The sequence below is a fragment of the Sphingomonas jaspsi DSM 18422 genome (assembly GCF_000585415.1).
In the GTDB taxonomy this organism is placed as follows: Bacteria; Pseudomonadota; Alphaproteobacteria; order Sphingomonadales; family Sphingomonadaceae; genus Sphingomicrobium; species Sphingomicrobium jaspsi.
The window spans coordinates 1,826,870-1,843,008 of sequence record NZ_KK073876.1 but is presented as its reverse complement, the minus strand read 5'-3'; the positions used below and the strand labels follow the sequence as shown (position 1 = coordinate 1,843,008).

Genomic DNA, 16,139 nt, shown 5'->3' with positions numbered 1-16,139 from the left:
GCGGCGCAACATCGGGGCTACAAAATTCGCCCCCCACCTGACTGGAGAAACGCCCCGTGGCCACTACCGCCGACACGCTGACCCGCGACTATATCGTCAAGGACCTTTCGCTCGCCGATTTCGGCCGCAAGGAAATCGACATCGCCGAAACCGAAATGCCGGGCCTGATGGCGCTCCGCGCGGAATATGGCGCGTCGCAGCCGCTCAAGGGCGCGCGCATCACCGGCTCGCTTCACATGACCATCCAGACCGCGGTGCTGATCGAAACGCTGACCGCGCTGGGCGCGACCGTGCGCTGGGCGTCGTGCAATATTTTCTCGACCCAGGACCATGCCGCCGCCGCCATCGCCAAGTCGGGCGTGCCGGTGTTCGCGGTTAAGGGCGAGACCCTTGAGGAATATTGGGACTATGTCGTCCGCATCTTCGACTGGGAAAAGGACGGCGACGGCCAGACCTGCAACATGATCCTCGACGACGGCGGCGACGCCACCATGTTCGCGCTTTGGGGCGCGCGCGTCGAAGCGGGTGAAGCGCTGTTCACCCCGACCAACGAGGAAGAAGAAATCTTCGCCGCGACGCTGAAGAAGTTCCTGGCCGAACGTCCCGGCTACCTGACCAAGACCGTCGCCGCGATCAAGGGCGTCTCGGAAGAAACCACCACCGGCGTCCATCGGCTTTATGAACTTGCCAAGCAGGGCAAGCTCCCGTTCCCGGCGATCAACGTCAACGACAGCGTGACCAAGTCGAAGTTCGACAACCTTTACGGTTGCAAGGAATCGCTGGTCGACGCGATCCGTCGCGGCACCGACGTGATGCTGGCCGGTAAGGTCGCCGCGGTCGCCGGGTTCGGCGACGTGGGCAAGGGCTCGGCCGCGTCGCTCCGCAATGGCGGCGCGCGCGTCCTGGTCACCGAAATCGATCCGATCTGCGCGCTGCAGGCGGCGATGGAAGGCTATGAAGTCGTGACGATGGAAGAAGCCGCCAAGCGCGCCGACATCTTCGTCACCGCGACCGGCAACGCCGACGTCATCACGCTCGACCATATGCGCGAGATGAAGGACATGGCGATCGTCTGCAACATCGGCCACTTCGACAGCGAGATCCAGATCGGCGCGCTGAGCAACATGAAGTGGAACGAAATCAAGCCGCAGGTCGACGAAGTCACCTTCCCGGACGGCAAGCGCCTGATCATCCTGTCGAAGGGCCGCCTGGTGAACCTCGGCAACGCGACGGGTCACCCCAGCTTCGTGATGTCGGCCAGCTTCACCAACCAAACGCTGGCGCAGATCGAACTGTGGACCAAATCGGATCAGTACAAGAACGAGGTCTATGTCCTGCCCAAGCACCTCGACGAAAAGGTCGCGGCCCTCCACCTCGAAAAGCTGGGCGTGAAGCTCACCAAGCTGACCGACAAGCAGGCGGCCTACATCGGCGTGACGCCGCAGGGTCCATTCAAGCCGGATCACTACCGCTACTGATCGCATCTGCGACTTAAAAGACCGGACAGTTTCAAGGGGTTACGCTTCAAAACGGAGCGTAACCCCTTATTGTGTCATCTGCGCAACATGTGAATGTAATATGACTCGCTGACCAAATTTGAAATTCCCTTGAGACGCCTTGTTCGCCATTGAACGCTCAGCATTTCATCTCAGGGGTGTTTTGAACATGAGTTTTCGATCGACTTGGATTCTGTCGACCTCGGCGCTTGCGCTGACGGTAGGCATCACCGCGCCGGCTTTTGCGCAGGACGCGGAAACGCCCGTTTGCGCCGAAGGCCAGACGGAAAATTGCACGCCGCCCGCGGCTACGGAAGCGCCGGCCGAAACGACCGCCGCTCCGACGAGCGACGGCCAGGCGATCACCGTCACCGGCACCCGCATTCAGCGCCCGACGCTGAACTCGTCGGTTCCGGTCACCACCGTTTCGGTCCAGGAGCTGACCGACACCGGCGACGTCTCGCTGGGTGACGCGCTGAACGACCTTCCGTCGCTCCGCAGCACCTTTAGCCAGGGCAACTCGACCCGCTTCATCGGCACCGCCGGCCTCAACCTGCTCGACCTTCGCGGTCTCGGCACCGCCCGTACGCTGGTGCTGGTCAACGGCAAGCGCCACATCACGGCCACCCCGGGCGACTATCTGGTTGATACCAACACCATCCCGGTCGACCTGCTCGAACGCGTCGACGTGGTGACGGGCGGCAGCTCGGCCGTTTACGGTTCGGACGCCGTCGCCGGTGTCGTCAACTTCGTCCTGAAGCGCGACTTCGAAGGCTTCCAGGTCAAGGCGCAGGACGGTGTTTCGTCGCGCGGCGATCGTGCCAACAAGTTCGTGTCGGCCACCTTCGGCCGCAATTTCGATGGCGGTCGCGGCAACGTCGCCGTGTCGGCCGAATGGGCCAAGTCGGATCCGCTCTACTTCCGCGATCGTGACGGCCTGACCGGTGCCTATTCGGGCCGCTGCCAGTTCCAGACGGTCGAACCGACCGGCGGCGAACCCTTCGGTTCGGACGGCATCTTCGACACCGCCTTCGTCTGCGGCGTCAAGAACGGTTCGATCTCGGACGGCGGCACCGTGGCTCGCGTCGGCGTGGGCCAGTACCTGCGCTTCGATGCCAACGGCAACCTGTTCGTTGACGTTCCGGCGGGCAACTACGAAGCCGGCGGTTCGGCCAACATCCTCGGCGGCCAGGGCTCGACCCTGCGCAACACCGGCCAGCTCGCTGCCGGCCTGCAGCGCTGGGACGTCAACCTGCTCGCGCACTATGAAGTCAGCGAAGCGTTCGTTCCCTACATCGAAGCGAAGTATGTGAACGTCCACGCGCTTCAGGAAGGTCAGCCGAGCTTCTTCACCAGCGTTCCCGGCACGCTCGGCGGTCCGTCGATCAAGTGCGACAACGCGTTCCTGACCGATCAAGCGCTGGGCGTTCTGCAGTCCACCGGCCGCTGTTTGGCGGGCCGCACCAACACGCAGTCGATCCCGCTTGCGCGCTTCAACATCGACTTCGGCGGTCGCGGTGAAAAGCATGTTCGCGAAACCTACCGCATCGTCGGTGGTTTCGAAGGTACGTTTAACGAAGACTGGCACTACGACTTCTCGCTGAACTACGGCAAGCTCAAGACCAAGCTGGACTCGCTGAACAACCTGCTGCTCTTCACGCAGGACGGCAACGATTACGCCGGCTTCAACCTCGCGATCGACTCGGTCCTGGTGGGCGGCGTTCCGACCTGCCGCATCAATGCCGATGCCGATCCGACGAACAACGACCCGGCCTGCGTTCCGATCAACGTCTTCGGCTATGGTCAGCCGAGCCAGGCGGCGCTCGATTACGTCAACGTGACGGGCCACCGTAAGGAACGTGCGACCGAGTTCGACGCGCTGTTCACCCTCAATGGTGACCTGTCGCAGCTGTTCGAACTGCCGGGCGGCCCGATCGCCTTCGCGATCGGTTCGGAATATCGCAAGGAAAAGGCCTACAGCGCGTTCGACGATCTGACCGCTAGCGGCGCGACCTTCCTCAACGCGATTCAGCCGTTCAATCCGCCGAACCTGACCGTCAAGGAAGCCTTCGGCGAACTCGACGTGCCGTTGCTCAAGAAGCTTCCGTTCGCGGAAGAACTGAGCGTCCACGGTGCGGCGCGCGTGTCGAAGTACAACAGCAACACCGGCCGTGTGTGGGCGTGGAACCTCGACGCCATTTACGCGCCGGTTCGCGATATCCGCTTCCGCGCCGCCAAGGCCGTTTCGGTTCGTGCGCCGACCCAGTCGGACCTTTATTCGCCGCAGTCGCAGAACTTCGCGTTCATCGGCGACCCGTGCGATGAAGCGAACATCACGGCCAACCCGAACCGCGCCGCCAACTGCGCCGCGGCCGGCGTCCCGACGACCTACAATGCTGCGACCGTCGCTGCCTGCGCCGGCTCTGCAGCTCCGGGCAACGTCGGTGATCCGTGGCGGAACTGCTTGGCGCGTACTGCGTCGACCGGCTTCCTTTCGGGCGGCAACCCGACCCTGGTCGAAGAACGCGGCAAGAGCTTGACGCTCGGTGTCGTGATCGAACCGCGCTGGATTCCGGGCCTCAACTTCACGATCGACTATTACAAGATCCAGGTCGACAGCCTGATCTCGGCGCTCGGTGCCCAGCAGATCATCTCGCTGTGCTACGACAGCGCGAGCGGTATCAACAATCCGTTCTGCGCCACCGTCAATCGTGATCCGGCCACCGGCCTGTTCGTCGAACCGGCGGTCATCTCGGGCGGCGTCAACTTCGCCGCGCAGAAGACCAAGGGCATCGACTTCGACCTGTCGTATCGCCACTCGTTCTCGAACGGTCAGCGTCTGTCGTTGCGCCTCATCGCCAACCACCTGCTGCGCCTCGACAACTTCACCGATCCGACGCGTCCGGACCTTCCGAACCGTCAGATGAGCGAACTTGGCGATCCGCGTTGGGCGGCCAACTTCTCGGCCAACTACGACCTCGGCGTGGTGGACTTCTCCTACTCGGCCCGCTTCATCGGCAAGCAGACCATTGGTACGTGGGAGCAGCAGCACCAGTACACGGGCGTCTGCCCGGCATCGGGCATCACCGGTTCGTCAGGCCGTACCTGCACCGCCGGCGAGCTGGCGACGCTGGATCCGCAGAACAACGATGCGTTCCCGCGCAAGTGGTATCCGTCGGCGCTGTATCACAACGTCCGGATCGGCTTCGACATCGCGAAGAAGTTCAACTTCTACGTCGGTGCGGACAACGTGTTCGACAAGAAGCCGCCGTACGGCCTGCTCGGCACCGCCGGTGGCGATCCGTACGACACCTACGGCCGCTACTACTATGCCGGCGTCCGACTGAACTACTGATCCGGTTTCCGTCAGGAAAAAGGGGAGCCGCTCTGCGAAAGCAGGGCGGCTTTTCTTTTGGTCCGCGCGAGCCATCCGCTCTTTACGCCTTGCCAGCGCCAGCCCTATGACTGGACGATGCGGTTCGGGGGACATCAACGGTGAAGGTTGGCGCTGACCTGGCGGCTGCGATCATCGTGGTGGCGATCCTGTGGGTCGGCATCGCTGCGGCGATGGCCGTCATGGCAGCGCGCCGTCTTCGTCGCGCGCAATCGGTGCTCGGCGCCGCCCGCCTGCTCAAGACATTGGTCGACACGTCGCCCGCCCGCCCGCTGGTCATCCGGTCCGACGACACGGTTGAAGCCGACGACCTGCTGGTCCGCGACCTTGGCCTTGACCGCGTTCCGTCCCGGGTGGGCGAATTATCGTCGCCTACCGGCGGGATTGTGCGCGAAGACCTTGATGCCGTCGCGGCAGCGCTCAACGATTTGCGCATGGGCGGCACGACGGTGCGTCGCCAGGTTCGCCTGGTCGGACGCGATCGCGCCGTCGAAGTTCGTGCCTCGCTCGCGCCGCCACCGATGGAGCCCGGCACCATCCTGTTGTGGCTGTTCGATATCAGCGACGCCGATGCCGAGCGGTCGAAGCTGGCGCGTCGGCTCGGGCAAACCGAGGCGGCGCTCGATGCGCTGACCCAGCTCATCGAGAATGCGCCTTTCCCGATGTGGTATCGCGGTCCGGACCTGTCGCTCGGGCTGGTGAACTCGGCCTTTGTGGCTGCGGTGGAAGGCAATGACGCGGCCGAGGTCATTGAACGCGGCAGTGAGCTCATCGATGCGGTGGGTCATGAAGGCGCGCGCGGCGGGGCGGAGCGGGCGCTGGAAGTCGGTCGACCCTACGTCCGGGTGCAACCGGCGACGATCGGCCAGGAACGGCGGATGCTGCGGATCGTCGACGTCCCGCTGCCTACGGGCGCGGTGGCGGGTTTCGCGATCGACATCCAGGACCTTGAAGACGCGCGCAACGAACTGGCGCGGCACCAGGAATCGCAGCGCGAACTGGCCGACCGAATGACCGCCGGCGCGGCGCAGTTCGACAGCAATCGCCATCTCGCCTTCTTCAACCAGCCCTTTGCGATCATGGCCCAGCTGGACCCTGAATGGCTGGCGGAAAATCCCGAATTCGACCGGATTCTCGACCGGATGCGCGAAATGAATCGCCTACCCGAAGCGCGCGACTATCCCGCGTGGAAGGCCGAACGCAGAGGCTGGTTCACGTCGCCCGAAGAAGCGATCGAAGAGGACTGGATCCTGGCCAACGGCGACCATTTGCGCGTCGTGGGCCAGCCCTTGCCTGACGGGGGCCTGCGCCTCATCTTCGAAGACCGGACCGAGCAGGTCCGTCTTGCCTCGGCGCGCGACACGCTGCTTCGCGTGCGCGCAGCGACGTTCGACAATCTGTTTGAAATCATCAGCGTTTTCGCTTCCGACGGTCGGCTTTACCTGTGGAATCGCCGATTCAGCGAGGTGTGGGACCTCGACGAAGCCTGGCTTGCCGAGCATCCGCGGGTCGACGAACTGGTCCCGGCCATGGCCAAGCGGCTGTCCAACCCTACGGCTGCGGCGCAAGTGCGCGAATTGGTGCGGTCGACGACGAGCGGGCGGCAATCCGGGACGGGTCGCATTTCCATGACCGACGGACGGCATTTCGAATTCGCGGCCGTGCCGCTGCCGGACGGCAACGCGCTGTTCACCATGATCGACGTGACCGATTCCACCCGGATCGAAGCCGCGCTGCGCGAACGGGCGACGGCGCTGGAAGAAGCGGACAAGGTCAAGACCGACTTCGTCGCCAACATGAGCTACGAGCTCAGGACGCCGCTCACGTCCATTGGCGGGTTCGCCGAGATGCTGGCGGCAGGCTATGCCGGCAAGCTGGCGCCGGCCGCTAACGACTATGTCAACGCCATTCTGGAATCGGTCGCGCGTCTGTCGAAGCTGATCGACGATGTCCTTGACCTGACGCAGGGCGACACGCGGGGCGTCATCCTTGAGCGCGAGCGGGTCGATTTGGGTGGGCTCTGCCGGGCGGCTGCCGAGGCCTTCCGTCCTCGCGCCGAGGAAAAGGAGCAGACACTGGAAGTGGCGATCGAACCGTCGACGGGCACGGCGATCGGCGACGTTCGACGCTTGCGGGAATCGATCGAACATATCCTTCGCAACGCGGTCAATTTCACCGACGAACATGGACTCATCCAGCTGCGGGCAGCCGGAAATGAAGAATATGCCATCATTACCGTCACCGACGACGGACCCGGTATTCCGGTCGAGGACCAGGCGCAGGTATTCGCCCGCTTCCACCGCTCGTCGGGGCAGGGCGGTAGCGATGCTGCCCTTGGCCTCGGCCTGCCGCTGACGCGTCAGTTCATCGAGGCACATGGTGGAACCGTCGAACTGGTGTCGGCGCCGGGCAAGGGCACGGCTGTCACCATCAGCATTCCGCGGGCACCCAGATGATCGTCGCGGATGAGGCTGCCATGTTGGCCGTTGGCGAGGCGCTGGCGAAGCAGCTTCGCCCCGGCGATGTCGTCACGCTGGCCGGTGGATTGTCTGCAGGAAAAACCACGCTTGTCAGAGGCTTGTTGAGCGGTCTTGATCATCGAGGAGAGGTCCCGAGCCCGACCTTTGCGATCGTCCAGCCGTATGAGATGGTGGAGCCACCGGTATGGCATGTCGACCTGTACAGGCTCGAAGACCCGTCGGAACTTGACGAACTGGGTCTCGATGAAGCGGCCGACGTTGGCGTACTGATCGTCGAATGGCCTGAAAGGGCCGGGCCGCATTCATGGCCCGAAGCGCTCGCCCTGTCGATTGCGGTGGACGAGGATGGCGCTCGCCGCTTGACAGCAACAGTGCCTGCGGCATGGGAAGGACGATGGCCTCTCCCATGATTCCTCCTGCCGCCGCCGCCGATTTTCTTGCTCGTGCCGGGTGGCAGGACGCACACATCCTCCCGCTCGCCGGCGACGCCAGCTTTCGCCGTTATTTCCGTGTCGTCGCGGACGACCGCTGCGCGGTTCTGATGGATGCGCCGCCGCCGCACGAGGATCCCCGACCGTTCGTCGCCATGTCCCGATGGCTGGAGCAGGCCGGGCTCGTCGCGCCGCGCATCCTTGCCGACGACCTCGAACACGGCCTCCTCCTGCTCGACGACCTCGGCGATGCCCGGATGCGCGAGACGCTGGATGCCGACCCTTCGGCAGAAGCGGACCTTTACGCGACCGCCATCGATGTGCTGGTTCATTTGCACCGCCATTCGCCCATGAAGGGCCTGCCGCCGCATGGCCTCGCCGAATGGCTGACCGAACTAGACCTGTTCCTCGACTGGTACGCGCCCGCCGTCGGGCTTGACGGACTTGACCGAGAAGGCTGGCGCTCGGCGTGGACCGCGGTGCTGGAGCCGGTGGCCAATGACGGACTTGGCCCGGTCACCGTCCTTCGCGACTATCACGCCGAGAACGTCATGTTGGTCGAAGGGAGGTCGGGTGTCGAGCGGTTCGGCCTGCTCGATTTCCAGGACGCGCTGGCCGGTCATCCGGCCTATGACGTCGTCTCCATCCTCGAGGATGCACGGCGCGATGTGTCGCCCGATATCGAACGGCAGATGATCGACCGCTACGTCGCCGAAACCGGGTCGGACACACGGTTCGAGCGTGCCTATTGGGCGCTAGCCGCCCAGCGCAACACGCGAATCCTCGGCGTATTCTGCCGGCTGTGGAAACGTGACGGCAAGGCCAACTATAAACAGTTCCAGCCGCGGATGTGGGGCTTGCTGGAGCGCGACCTCGCCCAGCCGGGACTGGAGCCCGTTCGGGCATGGTTCGACCGGCAGGTGCCGGCTGCCAAGCGCAGCGCGATCTGGCAGGGCGAACTGGCGTGACCAGGAAAGGCCGTGCGCTGTCACTCCGCCCGGACGTCAAGGCTGACGTTCCGCAGGTAGCAATGGTGATGGCGGCAGGACTGGGCAAACGCATGCGCCCTCTCACCGCAACACGTCCCAAGCCGCTGGTCGAGCTGGCGGGCAAACCGCTGATCGATCATGTGCTCGAACGGTTGCGGGCGGCGGGGGTGCCGCGGATCGTCGTCAACGTCCATTACCTCGCCGACGCGCTGGAGGCCCACCTCAAGGCGAAGGCAAGCGATTTCGAGGTTGCGGTGAGTGACGAGCGCGACCTCCTGCTCGAAACCGGGGGCGGCATGATCCGTGCCGAACCGCTGATCGACGCCGATCCGTTCCTGGTCGTGAACAGCGACAATTTCTGGGTCGACGGCCCGTCCGACGCCTTGAAACTGCTGGCATCGCAATGGCGCGACGAGGAGATGGATGCGCTGCTGCTGCTGGTGCCGCAGGCGCGGGCGGGCAATCACAAGGGCCAGGGCGACTTCCATATGGATGCGGGCGGCCGACTGACCCGTCGGAAGACGGGGAGGGTGGCGCCGTTCGTCTATACGGGCATCCAGATCGTGTCGAAGCGCCTGCTTCGGGATGCGCCCTCGGGGCCGTTTTCGACCAACATCCTGTGGGACCGTGCGATCGAGGAAGGGCGCTGCTTCGGCGCGGTCCATCAAGGCCTTTGGTTCGACGTAGGGACCCCAGCAGCGATCGGAGCAACGGAGCACGCCCTGGCCCATGAGTGAGGGCGGACTGTTCCAGCGCCGATCGGTGGATGCGCCGCTGGTCTTTTCGATCCCGGGTCACCGAAGTTTCGCCGACGCCTTGGTGACCGGGCTGGTCAACAGCTTCGCCGGCGATCCGCTCGCGCTCGCCGAAGGGAGAATTCTTCTTCCCAACAACCGGGCCGTCCGGACGCTGACCGAGGCATTCGTGCGCGTCAGCGGCGGTGGACTGGTCCTGCCGCGCCTCATCGCGATCGGCGATCCCGACATCGGCGAGCGCATCGGCGGCGCGCTCGACCCGATCGAACTGGGCGACGACGTCCCTCCAGCGATCGATCCGGCCGAACGACTTCTGCTGCTTGCCGGCCTATTGAGGCGGGAAGGGGAAAATGCGGCGGAGGCGCTGCGCCTTGCCGCCGAACTGGCGCGTACCATGGATGCGCTCGCGGTCGAGGAAATCGATCCAGACAGGCTGCGCGACGTCGTGGACGAAACCGTGGAGTTGGCCGGCCACTGGAAGCAGGCGCTCGACCGGTTCGACGCTCTCCTGAAACGCTGGCCGTCGATCCTTGCGGAGCGGGGGCTCATCGACCTCGCTGACCGGCGCAGCCGCCTGCTTCACGCCTTGGCGCGGCGGTGGGAAGGTGCACCTCCCAGCGGTTTCACCATCGCCGCGGGCATCACGACGTCGGCACCAGCCATTGCCTCAGTGCTGGGAAGCGTATGCCGACTGGCACAAGGCGCGGTCGTGCTACCCGCCGTTCCGGACGAGCGCAGCCTGGCCGGCGAGGAATGGGACGCGCTGGGGCCGGACGCAGACGGTCGAGGCGAAGAAACGCATCCAGCGTTCCATCTCAAGCGCTTGCTCGACCGGATCGGTGTTTCCCGCCACGAGGTCGAGGTTTGGCGTTGGGGCGGGCGCGCCGCGTCCAGCGCCGTACGCGGACGGGCGATTGCCCATGCCATGGTCGCCGCCGACTTTTCGGACGAGTGGAACTGGCTGCCCCCTCCCGAACGCCGGCTGACCGGAGTGCAGGTTGCCGAATTTCCCGACCCGGCCGCCGAAGCGCAGGCAATCGCGATCGCGCTTCGTGAGGCGGTCGAAACGCCCGGCCGCACTGCGGCGCTCGTTACGCCTGACCGCACTTTGGCATCACGGGTTTCCGCCCATCTTTTGCGCTGGAACATCGAGGCGGATGATAGCGCGGGCCAGCCCTTGTCGTCGGCGCCGGCAGGCACGCTGTTGCTCGCGCTGGCGGCGGTGATGGTCGAAGGGCTGTCGCCGGTGCCGTTGCTGGCGCTGCTCAAACATCCCTTGGTAGGCGGCGAAGGTGCGGACCGCCTCGGCTGGCTGGAACGGGTGCGCGCCGTCGACCTCGCACTGCGGGGACCGCGCCCGGCGCCGGGACTGGATGCACTCGATGCGCATGTCGCAGCTTATGCAGCAACTCGTAAGCGTCCGCAGTCGCTGGCGGGCTGGCAGGCGCTGAGGCCGTCGATCGTCAATCTCGCGATGCCCTTCGCTGGCGGTTCGCTCGCCGATTTCGCGACCGCGCTGCGCGAACAGGCCCAGGCCATCGCCGGTGACGCTGCGTGGCGCGGTCCGGACGGGCGCATGGCCGGCGAATTGCTCGCGAGCCTCGAACAGTCGCGCGACGCGCGGGCGATCGGACTGGGACCGGATGACCTCATCCCGATCCTGCGGCAGTTGATGGACGCGATGCCGGTCCGCCGACCCTATGGCGGCCACCCCCGCATCTTCATCTGGGGCTTGCTGGAAGCGCGACTGCAAAAAGCGGATCTGATGATCTTGGGCGGGATGAACGAGGGTGTGTGGCCCGCATTGCCGTCGCCCGATCCTTGGCTGGCACCGCGCATCCGGCGCGAGCTCGGCCTGCCCGGGCTGGAATTTCGGACCGGCTTGGCCGCGCATGATTTCATGAGTGCTCTCGGTGCACCACGCGTCTTGCTGACAAGGGCGCGGCGGGACAGCCGGTCGCCGACCATCGCATCGCGCTTCTGGCTGCGGCTCCAGGCGATGACGGGCGGCATGACCCGGAACCAGCGCCTCGAGCGGCTTGCCCGGGCAATCGACGCCAGCGCCACGGTTGAACCCGTCGGTCGCCCACGTCCATCGCCGCCCGTGTCGGCACGGCCCAAGCTGATCGTGGTGACCGACCTCGATCGGTTGAAGGCGGACCCTTTCGCCTTTTACGCCAAGGCCATCCTCAAGCTGCGCAAGGAAGAGCCGGTCGACGCCGAACAGCATGCGGCGTGGAAGGGAACGGCCGTTCACAAGGTCTTAGAAGACTGGTTCAAGGAAGATGACGCGGACCCGGCACGGCTGATGCCGCGGCTCGAATCGATGCTGTCCGATCCGACCATCCATCCGATGGTGCGCGCCTTGTGGGGCCCGCGCCTGCGCGAGGCGGTGGAGTGGATCGCTGCAGAGATGGCGAGCGACCTTGCGTCGGGGCGCCGGCCGATCGTCGCCGAGCAGGCAGGCCGGGCCGAGATCGCGGGCGTCACCCTGTTCGGCAAGGTCGACCGCATCGACCGGTTGGCGGACGGGCGGTTGGCGATCGTCGATTACAAGACAGGCCAGGCGCCGCGCGACAAGGCGGTGCAGGAAGGCTTTTCGCTACAGCTGGGCCTGCTTGCGCTAATCGCGTCGCAAGGCGGCTTCGCGGACGTGACGGGACCCGTCGGGGCGCATGAATATTGGTCGATGGCCAAGCGCAACGGCAAATTGGGATATCGCGCCAAGCCGGACGAAGCCGACGGCCCGGAAGCGTTCGACCAACGCGCCCATGCCCAGTTTTCAGAGGCTGCCCAAGACTATCTGCTGGGCACGAAGCCGTTCGAGGCCAAGCTCAACCCGGCTTACGCGCCTTACGACGACTATGACCAGCTGATGCGGCTGGAGGAGTGGTATGGCCGTGAGTGACCTAGGCCTGCGGCCCGCCGCCACCCTTCTTGGGCTTCTTGATCTTCGACGCGTAGAGCAGCGCAGCGACGATCGCGGCCGAGCCGATGCCTACGGCCACACCGGCCTTGACCAGCTTCTTGCTCCGTTCCTCGTCCTTGCGTTCGCCTTCGCTCATGTCGTCCTCGTGTCAGGGTTGTCGCTTCGTCCCTATGCCGAACGTGCGAGCAAGGGAAGAGTGGCATGAGCCGTCGCCTGAAACCCTTTCACCAGCTTGAAGGCGCGCAGGAGGCTGCGTCCGACCCGACGGTGCATGCCGCCCTGTCGGCTTCGGCGGGCACCGGAAAGACCCATGTCCTGACCTCGCGCGTCCTTCGCCTGCTGCTGCGCGGGACGCCGCCATCGACCATCCTCTGTCTGACCTTCACCAGGGCCGGCGCGGCCGAAATGGCCAACCGCATCGGGGAGCGGCTGGCCTACTGGGTGCGCCTGCCCGACGCCGATCTGAAAAAGGAATTGTTCGCGCTGGTCGAGGACGACAGTTCGCCCGCCGTGCAGCGCGCCCGTCGCCTGTTCGCCCGCGTGCTGGAGGCGCCGGGGGGTGGCATCCGGATCCAGACCATTCATAGCTTCGCCCAGACGCTGCTGGCCAGTTTCCCGGCCGAAGCGGGCGTGACGCCCGGATGCCGCCCGATCGAGGGACGTGCGGAGGCCGAACTGGCCCGGCGAACGCTGGCACGGCTTCTGGCTGACGCCGAAGCGCAGGGCGACGAAGGCCTGACGCGCGACGTTTCGGCGCTCAGCCTCCGGCTCGGCGAAGAAGGGGCGGAACGCTATCTGATGGCTGCGGCCAGGGCACATGAGGCAATGGCGGAACTGGGGCCGCGGGACGGCATCGAGGCGCTGCTCCTCGACCATCTCGGGCTGCCTGCGGGCGGCGCGGACGAATTCGCCGCCGTGCAATTGTCCGATCATGTAATTGATCGTTCTCTGTTCGAACGTCTGATCGCGGCGAACAAGGCGTGGGGGACGCAGAAGGGCTTCGGAATCGCCGACCGTCTGTCGCAATTTCTTTCCGTTTCAGCTGGCAATCGAGAAGCGCTTCTCACCAAACTGCATACCGATATCGTGACGGCCAAGGGAACGCTTTGCCAGATCAAGCCTAAGCAGACCGCGGCCGACTGCGACTATGCCGATCTGGCCGCCGACTTTGCCGAATGGCTCGAAAAGGTTCGGATGATTTTGGGCGCCAGCCGTTTTGCGGCGCTGCAGGCCGCCGGCCTGCGGGCGGGACAAGCCTTTGCCGCCGCCTACGACCGGGCGAAGCGGGCGATGGGGGTGGCGGACTTCGACGACCTCATCCGCTGGACGCGCCGGCTGTTCGACCAGCCGGGCATGGGCGATTGGGTCCGCTACAAGCTGGACCAGCGCACCGACCACATCCTCGTCGACGAGGCGCAGGACACCAATGCCGATCAATGGGCCATCGTCGACGCGCTTGCTGGCGAATTCTTCAGCGGCAATCCGGAGGCGGAGGAGCGTTGGCGCACGATTTTCATGGTCGGCGACTACAAGCAAGCGATCTATGGATTCCAGGGGACCAATCCAAAGGAATATGAACGATTTAAGGGCGTAATCTCAGGTCGCGCCGAAGAGTTGGTCGAGGCGGCCGACGCCGTCGAGGCACGCACAAGGGAATTCCGTGACCTGTCGATCGATGCCAGTTTCCGATCGTCGCCTGCGATCCTGGAAGCGGTCGATGCGCTGATCGATGAAGTCGGGCACCAGGCCATGGGCCTTGCGGCTCCGCCCAACCGCCATCAGCCGTTTCATGCACATCGACCAGGTCGGGTCGAATGGTGGCCGGCCTATGATCCGGCGCTGGATGAAAAGCTGCGAGACGCGGCTGGCGATGAAGGGGAAGAGGGTTCGATCGACGAACCCACTCGCCTCTATGCCGACGCGATCGCCAGGCAGGTGCGGGCGTGGCTCGACGCCGCGCCAACGCTCGCCAGCACCAAGCGCCCGTTAAGTGCCGGCGACATCCTGATCCTCGTGCGTAGCCGCACCGAACTCGCATCGCTGATCGTCGCGCGGCTATATGCGCAGGGGGTGCCGGTGGCGGGCATCGACCGCCTCCACCTCCATAAGCCGCTGGCGGTCAAGGACCTGATGGCCGCGGTCGGTTTTGCCGTACAACCGCTCGACGACCTCAACCTTGCCAATGTGCTGGTCTCGCCGCTGATCGGTTGGGACCAGCAGACGCTTTACGACCTTGCTTTCGAGCGTGAGGGCAATTTGTGGAGCGCGCTCCAGCGACGCCGCGACGAGCGGCGCGAATTTGCCGAAGCCCACGCCATCTTAGGCGAATGGCTGGCGCAGGCGGATTATGTGACGCCGGCCCGCTACCTGGAGAATATCCTTTCGGGCTCGCTCGACGGGCGGCGCAAGTTGCTGCGACGACTGGGAGAGGCGGCGCGCGACCCGATCGAAGAACTGGTCGCCAGCGCGCTCGCCTTCGAACGCGAAGAAACGCCGTCGCTCGACCGCTTCATCGCCTGGTTCGGGCAAGGCGACGTCGAAGTGAAGCGCGACCCCAGCGCGCCCGCCGACGCGGTTCGCGTCATGACCGTCCACGGCGCGAAGGGGCTGGAAGCACCGCTAGTCATCCTTGCCGACGCAACCCACGATCCGGACAAGGTTGGCGGCACCTCGTCGATCATGGACCTCGATGTCGGCGAAGGCCGTTCGGTGCCGCTGCTGCGACCGCGCAAGGACGAATGCGCGCCGTTGTTGCGACAGGCACTCGATGCCCAGAGACAGGTCGACGCCGAAGAACATTGGCGGCTGGCCTACGTCGGCCTCACCCGCGCCGCGGAGCGGTTGGTCATTGCCGGCGTGAAGCCCAGGCGCGACGTCCCGGAAGGCAGCTGGCACCGTAAAGCGGCGCAGGCACTGGAACGGCTTGGGGCGAGCCCGCAGGAAGTGGCGGGCTGGGGACAGGCGCTCGTATGGGAGGGCAGGGCCGGCATTACCGCACGATCGGGACGCCCGCGGACGTCGGTCGAACCGATTGCCGTGCCCGATTGGCTTCGCACCCCGGCGCCTATCGAGGCGCGCCCGCCACGCCCGTTGGCGCCGTCGCAAATCGTCGCCGACCTTGACGTCATGCCGCCACCGACCCCCGCGATGCGAGAAGCGGCACGCCGGGGAACGTTGCTGCACATCTTGTTCGAACGGTTGCCGGCCGTGGCGGAGGGCCAACGGCATGAGGCCGCGCTGCGCTGGCTGGAGCGCCAAGGGGTCGACGACGCCGCGGCGCGCCAATCCATGGCAGACGCGGTTTGCGCTATCCTCTCCGATCCTCGCTATGCCGCACTGTTCGGGTCGGGATCGCTAGGGGAAGCGCCGCTCGCCGCAACCTTGCCCGATGGGCGGGTGATTGCCGGCACAGTCGATCGGCTGTGCATTGGCGAAGACAGCGTGCGGGTGATCGATTTCAAGACCGGACGGCAGGTACCGGGATCGCTGGATGAGGTGTCGCCGTCGCATCGCCTGCAGATTGAAACCTATGTCGAAGCTTTGCGGGTCATTTTTCCCGGCCGGCGTATCGAGGCGGCGTTGCTTTACACTGCGGGACCGTCCCTGATGTCGATCCCGACTTGAGCGGGCGCGTAACCTCCCCATATGAAGGGGCGAAGTGAATA

Annotated in this window: 9 protein-coding genes; 8 read left to right on the top strand and 1 reads right to left on the bottom strand. The window is 65.2% G+C overall.

What is annotated here, in order from left to right; all coding sequences use genetic code 11:
• The first annotated feature begins 56 nt into the window (after positions 1 to 56).
• From ahcY to addB, 7 genes are all read left to right on the top strand, one after another.
• Positions 57 to 1,478 carry an adenosylhomocysteinase gene (gene ahcY / locus G570_RS09400; RefSeq protein WP_037501611.1) on the top strand — a complete coding sequence of 474 codons (1,422 nt, stop codon included), beginning with the start codon at positions 57 to 59 and terminating at the stop codon, positions 1,476 to 1,478.
• 187 nt (positions 1,479 to 1,665) lie between these two features.
• Positions 1,666 to 4,851 (top strand): TonB-dependent receptor domain-containing protein, encoded by a 3,186-nt coding sequence (locus G570_RS09395; RefSeq protein ID WP_037501608.1) that lies wholly within the window; start codon positions 1,666 to 1,668, stop codon positions 4,849 to 4,851.
• 140 nt (positions 4,852 to 4,991) lie between these two features.
• Positions 4,992 to 7,346, top strand: a complete 2,355-nt coding sequence (locus G570_RS09390; protein ID WP_245600278.1) for a sensor histidine kinase — start codon at positions 4,992 to 4,994, stop codon at positions 7,344 to 7,346.
• Complete coding sequence (tsaE, locus tag G570_RS09385) at positions 7,343 to 7,780, top strand: tRNA (adenosine(37)-N6)-threonylcarbamoyltransferase complex ATPase subunit type 1 TsaE (protein ID WP_037501605.1); 438 nt, start codon at positions 7,343 to 7,345, stop codon at positions 7,778 to 7,780. Before G570_RS09390 ends, tsaE begins: the two co-directional genes overlap by 4 nt.
• Positions 7,765 to 8,769, top strand: coding sequence for an aminoglycoside phosphotransferase family protein (locus G570_RS09380; protein WP_425423560.1), 1,005 nt, complete (start codon positions 7,765 to 7,767; stop codon positions 8,767 to 8,769). Before tsaE ends, G570_RS09380 begins: the two co-directional genes overlap by 16 nt.
• A 62-nt stretch (positions 8,770 to 8,831) precedes the next feature.
• Positions 8,832 to 9,527 (top strand): nucleotidyltransferase family protein, encoded by a 696-nt coding sequence (locus G570_RS09375; protein WP_245600328.1) that lies wholly within the window; start codon positions 8,832 to 8,834, stop codon positions 9,525 to 9,527.
• Positions 9,520 to 12,453, top strand: a complete 2,934-nt coding sequence (addB, locus tag G570_RS09370) for a double-strand break repair protein AddB (RefSeq protein ID WP_051504246.1) — start codon at positions 9,520 to 9,522, stop codon at positions 12,451 to 12,453. The genes G570_RS09375 and addB overlap by 8 nt, the downstream gene beginning before the upstream one ends.
• 1 nt (position 12,454) lies before the next feature.
• Here addB and G570_RS13740 read toward each other — a convergent pair whose 3' ends face one another.
• Complete coding sequence (locus G570_RS13740) at positions 12,455 to 12,610, bottom strand: hypothetical protein (protein WP_156930412.1); 156 nt, start codon at positions 12,608 to 12,610, stop codon at positions 12,455 to 12,457.
• 65 nt (positions 12,611 to 12,675) lie between these two features.
• On the opposite strand from G570_RS13740, the gene addA reads away from it, so the two are divergent.
• A complete protein-coding gene (addA, locus tag G570_RS09365) occupies positions 12,676 to 16,098 on the top strand; it encodes a double-strand break repair helicase AddA (RefSeq protein ID WP_051504245.1) in 3,423 nt (1,140 codons plus the stop codon).
• Positions 16,099 to 16,139 lie beyond the last annotated feature (41 nt).

What these genes read in the sequence shown, in the direction of transcription:
- G570_RS09395 (WP_037501608.1), top strand. Translation starts at nt 1,666, where the DNA reads ATGAGTTTTCGATCGACTTGGATTCTGTCGACCTCGGCGCTTGCGCTG.
- tsaE (WP_037501605.1), top strand. Translation starts at nt 7,343, where the DNA reads ATGATCGTCGCGGATGAGGCTGCCATGTTGGCCGTTGGCGAGGCGCTG.
- G570_RS09380 (WP_425423560.1), top strand. Translation starts at nt 7,765, where the DNA reads ATGGCCTCTCCCATGATTCCTCCTGCCGCCGCCGCCGATTTTCTTGCT.
- G570_RS09375 (WP_245600328.1), top strand. Translation starts at nt 8,832, where the DNA reads ATGGTGATGGCGGCAGGACTGGGCAAACGCATGCGCCCTCTCACCGCA.
- addB (WP_051504246.1), top strand. Translation starts at nt 9,520, where the DNA reads ATGAGTGAGGGCGGACTGTTCCAGCGCCGATCGGTGGATGCGCCGCTG.
- G570_RS13740 (WP_156930412.1), bottom strand. Translation starts at nt 12,610, where the DNA reads ATGAGCGAAGGCGAACGCAAGGACGAGGAACGGAGCAAGAAGCTGGTC.
- addA (WP_051504245.1), top strand. Translation starts at nt 12,676, where the DNA reads ATGAGCCGTCGCCTGAAACCCTTTCACCAGCTTGAAGGCGCGCAGGAG.